The sequence below is a fragment of the Halochromatium sp. genome (assembly GCF_046541315.1).
Classification (GTDB): domain Bacteria; phylum Pseudomonadota; class Gammaproteobacteria; order Chromatiales; family Chromatiaceae; genus Lamprobacter.
On the sequence record NZ_JBKHDN010000163.1, the window covers coordinates 1 to 6,195 of the forward strand.

Consider the following 6,195-nt stretch of genomic DNA (forward strand, 5'->3'; position numbering starts at 1 on the left):
GCGGCAATCGCCTGCGGCTCGTGCGATAGGCAGCCCTTGGGACAGACCCGCGAACAGGCCTCGCAGCCGATGCAGTCCATGCTGTCCTTGAGGTTCATCACCATGCCTGGGGCCTCGTCGAAGTCGTCGTCGAAATCGTCGTCATCATCGAGGTCGAGTTCGTCGCGGTCGATCAGCTCGAAGACATCGCGGGGGCAGACCTTGAAACAGCGGCCGCAGCCGATGCAGTTAGCCTGGTTCAGATCGACGATGAAGGCCGGGGTCCACTGGACGCCGCCGCGGGTGAGTCCGGTGATGGTGCTCATTGGCTTGCTCCGCTGGGTGGTTGGGGAACGGCTGTGTCGCGCCAGGCCCACAGCCATGAGTTCTAGGGAAAAGGCTTGAGGATGCCGCGCTCATGATCGGCCCGCGAATCCGGGTTCGCCCATGCAGGGTGTCTGGGTGGGCGATTGGCTTGCTCGGGCGGTCAACCCAGGTCGTTGGCTCGAAAGGCGCGCTCAAAGGCCGGCGACCTTGCTGTGGTTGCCGATCAGCTCGAGCGCGACCGACAGCAGCTTGTCGCCTTCGTCCTTCATCTTCGACAGCGACGGGAAGCCGAAGCGGTGCACGTCGCGCAGCGAGCGGTCCAGCACCACCAGCTTGCCGACGGTGATCAACACGCGGCCGAAGCCCTCGTGGGTCAGGTGCAGCAGGGGCACCGCGCGCAGACCGCATTCCTTCTCGATCATCACCGCGATAGCGTTATAGAAGGCCTGGATGCGGGCGACGACGATCTCGTCCGGGTCGCCGACGATCGGGATCTCGCGTTTCTTCTCCTTGGTCAGCACATAGGGCTCGAGCACCTCGGCGGCCGAGAGGTTGTCGTAGGCGCCATAGGGGTCGATAGCGCGAATCTGACGCACCATCTCGGTGGCGAATTCGGTGTTCAGCACCGGATCGTTCGGGTCGATGGCCGGCGTCGCGGATGTGGCCTCAGGGGTGTCGATGGTCACTGTCTTCTCCGTGTCTTCTGTTGTTGTCAGCCGTCGAGCGACGGATGGGGATTGGCGGATAGCGGCCGGCGGAGCGGAATCGGCGGCAATGGGGTCGGTCGGCTGGCACCGGTCTCATTCCTCCCAGACCTCGGCCGCCATGGCGTCGAAGCGGCTCTCGCTGCGCGGGCTCTGCTGTTCGATGGCGCGCTTGAGCCAGGCGCTGGGGCCGTCGCGCAGTTCGCGCTTGAGCGCGTGCAACTGGCTGCTGACCAGGCTCTCGGGCGCGACCTTGATCGGTTGGATGCCTTGCGCGCGCAATTTACCGATGGCCGAGGCGCCGATGGCTTGGCAATAGACCGCGATGCAGCCGGCGAGCGCCTGGATCTTGGCGCCGAGCTTGTCTTCGTTGCCGTCCATGTCGAGGCGACCGAATTCGGTCACCTCAAGCAGCTCATAACCGCTCGCGGAGACGCGGTAGATCGCGAACCCTTCGGCGGCACCGAAATGCTGGTTGACGTGCCTGCGGTCGGTGGTGGCGAAGGCGACCTTGATCGCGGCGGCGTCACGCGCGGTGCCGTCGTCGTTGCCGACGAGCTTGAGCTGGCGTGTCATCGTCGTCATGCGGCGTGCTCCTGCGCGTGCCATTGCTTGAGCGGCGAGCGATAGGGCGCGATCTCGCCCTTGTGCAGGCCGAGCATGATGTTGGCGAGATCGAACAGGGTCTGGCGCGTGCCCTGATAACCGATCCATTGCCGCTGCCAGCCACCGACATGGTCGAATTGCGGAAAGCCGGCGCGCAGCAGCGGCAGGCCCAAGCGCTCGGCGGTCTGCACGCCATGGCTGTTGGTGATCAGTACCTCGGCGCCGTTGGCGCGCGCGAGCTGCTCGAGATCCTCCAGATCGCCGATCTTGACCTGCGCGGCGGCGACCTCGGCCAGGCTCGGCGCGTTGACCGGAGCCACCGCAGCGACGGTTTCGGCACCCATGCTCGCGAGCAACTGCGAGAAGGCGACCAGCAGATCGGCATCGGCGGCGAGCGCGAACCGGCCCTGGCCGATCGAGAAGTGGGCATCGAGCATGGCGTCCTGGAGCTGCGAGCGCTGGCGCTCGATGCGCTCGGGCACCGGCTCGGCGCTGATCTCGGCGAGCGTACCGATCAACCGGTCCATCGTCTCCAGGCCCATCAGATGGGGGAAACGATAGTCCGGTACGCCCGTGCGCTCGGCCAGCAGATCGGCGGCCCCGCTCAGCGAGCGACCGATCGCCAGCGTTGCTGCCGCATCGCCCAGCGTCGCCAGCTCATCGAGCGGCGTGCCGCCGATGGTCAGGGCGTTGTAGTCGCTCTCGACGAGATGGCCATCGAGCGAATCGGCAATGTCGGGCACGACCACCGGGCGCAGCCGGAAGCGTTCGAGCAGATCCTTCAGATGTTCGATGTCGCCGGTGGTCAGGGCCGAGCCGGCGAGCACATTGACTTGGCGCGGACGCCGACCGGGACGGGTGCCGGCGGCGCTCGCCTCGGGGACCAAGGCATGAATCAGCGCCTTGACGGCGCTGTTGAAGCCGGTCTCCAGACAGCCGCTATAGTCTGGCGAGGCGACCGGGACGATGGCGACCTCGGCATACTCCGGATGCCGGTCGCGAAACATTCGCACGGCGCGCGAGACATCGGCGCCCTGGGTCTCGACCAGGCCGGTGGTGGGAAGGCCGATCAGGGCCGGCCGATGCTTGGCGCAGATGGTTGCCAGCCCTTCGACGACACTGTCATCGCCACCCATGATGGTGCTGACCTGGTCCATGGCCGTGGTCTGCATCGGCATGGGTTCGCGGAAGTGCTGGATGAAGAAGATCTTGCCAAAGGCGGTGCAGCCCTGGGAGCCGTGTAACATCGGGATCGCCCGGCGCATGCCAAGGAAGGCGAGGGTGGCACCAAGGGTCGCGCTGGCCTTGAGCGGAGCGACCGAGAGGGCCTTGTTGCGCTTGATGAGGGTGGGGCCGGTGAGCGGAGTCTGCGGGCCGGCCTGATGGCTGACTCGGGTCTCGACCTGCTCCCGCTCAGGGTAACGATTGTCAGCCGGTGTCTGCGGAATGCGCTGGTTAGTCATGGGCCGCCTCTGTTGGCATCTGCGCAAGCGCTGCCGATGGGCGATCGAGACCCGCACTCTCGCGCCCGCCGGTGCTGGCGCTGAAACGAGCAGGCGCCGCCGCAGCCGCTGGACCTGGGGCGGCGACTGTTTGATTCGCATCGGGTCTGGCCGTGGCCTCTGCGCCGACGCTGCGCCACGGCGGCGCACTGCGCACTGCGGCCCAGATCGGGCTCTCGATGGTCAGGCAGATCTGCCGCGCCAGCTCGAGCATGCCGTCGTAGCCGGCGTAGCCGAATTCGCGCTCCTGATTGATGTCCAGGAACGGGATGCGCGCCTTCAGGGCGGTGTACTGATTGCGGCCGCCGGCGACCAGCAGATCGGCGCCTTGCTGACGGTAGAGATCGAGCAGATGGCGCGGGTTGCCATCCTCGATCATCACCGCGTCATCGCCCATCAGCGCGCGGATGCGCGCTTTGTCGTCCTCGGTCGACTTGCGCGTGCCGGTGGCGACCACGCTCATGCCGAGATCCTGCAGCGCCGAGACGATCGACCAGGACTTGACGCCGCCGGTGTAGAGCAGCACGCGCTTGCCGCGCAGGCGCTCGCGCCAGGGCTCGAGCGCGGCATCGATGCGTGCTTCCTCGCGGGCGATCAGCGCCTCGGCGCGCGCGCTCAGATCCGGGTCGTCGATCAGCCGGGCGAAGTCGCGCAGGGCCTGCGAGACATCGGCGACGCCATAGAAGCTGCCCTCGAACCAGGGCGTGCCGAAGGCCTGCTCGAGCTTGCGCGCGACGTTGATCATGGCCTTGGAGCAGACCATCATGTTGACCTCGGCACGGTGCATGGTTTGCACCTCATGGAAGCGCGTATCGCCGGAAAGGGTGCAGAGCACGCGCAGGCCAAGCTCGTCGAGCAGCGGCAACACGCGCCACAACTCGCCGGCGATGTTGTACTCGCCGATCAGCGAGATGTCGTGCACCTTGAAGCCGGGCCGCTCGATGCCGGCTGGGATCGGGTCTGGCTCGCGACCGCCGCAGACCTGCTTGACCATGGTCTCGCCGGCGATGCGGTTGCCGAGGTTCTTGGTGCCATAGAAGCCGGCCGCGTCGACCGAGATCACCGGCTTGCCGAAGCGCTCGGCGGCGGCCTTGCAGACCGCATCGACATCGTCGCCGATCAATGCCGGCACGCAGGTGTTGTAGACGAAGACCGCGGCCGGGTCGTAGCTGTCGATGGCCTGCTTGATGGAATGGAACAGCCGCTTCTCGCCGCGACCCATGATCACGTCCTGCTCGGTGAGATCGGTGGTCATGCCGAGCTTGTACAAGGTCGGGCCGGTGGAGCGGGTGCCGCGGTTGTCCCAGGCGCTGCCGGCGCAGGCGATCGAGCCATGCACGATGTGCGCGACATCGGCGATCGGCAGCAGCGCGATCTGGGCGCCGTCGAAGGCGCAGCCGCCGGCGGTGGCGCCAGGCTTGGGCTTGGCGCAGCCGGACTTGGCCTTGGTGTTGTGCTCACAGGCGGGCTCGTCTAAGAGCGCGGCGATGTCTTTTTGCTTCATGCCTTGGATCTTTCAGCGGCGGAGCGTTTCAGAAGACTTAAGCAGGGATCGTGCCACTCGATCTGAAGATAGGCGATTCGCCGCTGTTGGCGTTGGCTCGGCACGGATGTGGTTGGCCCGGTGCAGACCGAGAAACCCCCATCACCGCATATATTGCTTTTTATTTCAGACTGTTACGCGAGCCAAACAGCCATTCTGATGAAGCCCTCGTAGCATCTCGGAGGTGTGCGTCAGGCCAAGCAGGGCCGGGTGACGACGGCTGTCGTAAACCGCACAAGGGGATGGGGTTGCGACCTTTGTAACAGCCTGTAGGGCCGTCTGTGAGCGGCGAAGAACCAGGCGTCAAGTTTGGCACTTTATTTGCTTCATTCATCTTGAGTGTCACTTGCCGGTTCGTCTGAGGAAGTCAAAACCTATGGAACTATCCGATCTTGCCGCCGCGATGCGTCGCGGCGATCTCATCCCCTATCTTGGCCCTGGCGTGCTCGCGCCAGTGGTCGAACGCGAGACCGGCACGCCGATGCCGGCCGACAGCGACAGCCTGATCCTGGCGATGAACAAGGGCCGGCCGATGTCGAAGCGGCTGATGTGGGAGTTTCCGCGCGCGGCCATGGATGTGGAGCTGAAGCGCGGCCGCAGCGCGGTGACGCGGTTCCTCGATCACACCTATGGCAAGCGCGATTGGACGCGCGCCCCATTGCACGACTGGCTCGCCGAGCGCGCGCCGCACTATGTCATCGATATCAACCGCGATACCCAGCTGCAGGATTCCTACGCGGATCGGCCGCATACGCTGATCCGTGGGATCGCTCGGATTGCCGGTACCGACGATCGCTTTCGCATCCATGCCTATGATGGCGAGCGCTATCGGGAGGTCGCGCAGGATGCGGTCGATCCGGCATTGCCGATCCTGTTCAAGCCGCTCGGCAGTCCGCGCCCGGACGCGACCTATATCGCCTCGGATGCGGACTTCGTCGATTATCTGACCGAACTCATGGGCGGCTTCGGATTGCCGCGCTTCCTCAAGGAGTATCGGGTCGGGCGCCAGTACCTGTTCCTCGGGCTGCGCCTGACGCGCGATACCGAGCGCATGGTGCTGTCGGACGTGATCCACGCCGCTGGCGAGCCGGCCGGCTGGATACTGATGACGGATCCGACCGAGAAGGAACGGCGTTACTGCGCCAAGAAGACCATCGAGATCATTGAGGCCGAGATCGAGGATCTGCTCGCCGCCGATGGCTTCACGGCGCCCGCAAGTGCGACTGCGCAAGCAGCGGGTGCAGGTGCGACTGAGGTGGGGTGCTGAGGTGCAACAACGTCCGGACCGCTACATCAGTTTTCGTGACATCGACTGCGACGGCAATGCCGAGCGTTTTGTGACCGCGTTACGCGCGGCGATGCGCGCCGGCGAGCGCGATGATCCGTTCTGGAGCTACTTCGAGGCGAAGCTCGAAGGCCGCAATGGCCCGAAGCACGATGCGCTCTATCACGTCCACTGCAATCTGAACCCGCTGCGCGAGCTGCTTGAGCGTTGGGAAGAGTCCGAGCTGGAAGCGATGCTTGAGGCGCTTGA

General features: G+C 65.4%; 7 protein-coding genes. 2 read left to right on the forward strand and 5 right to left on the reverse strand.

The window, feature by feature from the left end; translation table 11 throughout:
• The 5 genes from fdxB to nifE all read right to left on the reverse strand — a co-directional run.
• Positions 1-305, reverse strand: a 305-nt coding sequence (gene fdxB, locus ACLFQI_RS10570) for a ferredoxin III, nif-specific (protein ID WP_410759165.1), incomplete at its 3' end; no start/stop codon positions are given.
• Between the two features lie 192 nt (positions 306-497).
• Entirely contained in the window at positions 498-950 is a 453-nt protein-coding gene (locus tag ACLFQI_RS10575) for a NifX-associated nitrogen fixation protein (RefSeq protein WP_410759176.1), read from the reverse strand.
• A gap of 156 nt (positions 951-1,106) precedes the next feature.
• Positions 1,107-1,595: a NifB/NifX family molybdenum-iron cluster-binding protein gene (locus tag ACLFQI_RS10580; RefSeq protein WP_410759167.1), complete on the reverse strand. Its 489-nt coding sequence runs from the start codon at positions 1,593-1,595 to the stop codon at positions 1,107-1,109.
• Positions 1,592-3,079, reverse strand: coding sequence for a nitrogenase iron-molybdenum cofactor biosynthesis protein NifN (gene nifN / locus ACLFQI_RS10585; protein WP_410759169.1), 1,488 nt, complete (start codon positions 3,077-3,079; stop codon positions 1,592-1,594). The genes ACLFQI_RS10580 and nifN overlap by 4 nt, the downstream gene beginning before the upstream one ends.
• Complete coding sequence (gene nifE / locus ACLFQI_RS10590; RefSeq protein WP_410759171.1) at positions 3,072-4,622, reverse strand: nitrogenase iron-molybdenum cofactor biosynthesis protein NifE; 1,551 nt, start codon at positions 4,620-4,622, stop codon at positions 3,072-3,074. The genes nifN and nifE overlap by 8 nt, the downstream gene beginning before the upstream one ends.
• A gap of 415 nt (positions 4,623-5,037) precedes the next feature.
• On the opposite strand from nifE, the gene ACLFQI_RS10595 reads away from it, so the two are divergent.
• Together ACLFQI_RS10595 and cowN are read left to right on the forward strand one after the other, a co-directional pair.
• Positions 5,038-5,928: an SIR2 family protein gene (locus tag ACLFQI_RS10595; protein WP_410759173.1), complete on the forward strand. Its 891-nt coding sequence runs from the start codon at positions 5,038-5,040 to the stop codon at positions 5,926-5,928.
• Position 5,929: 1 nt separating this feature from the next.
• The coding region (cowN, locus tag ACLFQI_RS10600) for a N(2)-fixation sustaining protein CowN (RefSeq protein WP_410759174.1) at positions 5,930-6,195 on the forward strand (266 nt) is incomplete at its 3' end.

What these genes read in the sequence shown, in the direction of transcription:
- ACLFQI_RS10580 (WP_410759167.1), bottom strand. Translation starts at nt 1,595, where the DNA reads ATGACGACGATGACACGCCAGCTCAAGCTCGTCGGCAACGACGACGGC.
- ACLFQI_RS10595 (WP_410759173.1), top strand. Translation starts at nt 5,038, where the DNA reads ATGGAACTATCCGATCTTGCCGCCGCGATGCGTCGCGGCGATCTCATC.
- nifE (WP_410759171.1), bottom strand. Translation starts at nt 4,622, where the DNA reads ATGAAGCAAAAAGACATCGCCGCGCTCTTAGACGAGCCCGCCTGTGAG.
- nifN (WP_410759169.1), bottom strand. Translation starts at nt 3,079, where the DNA reads ATGACTAACCAGCGCATTCCGCAGACACCGGCTGACAATCGTTACCCT.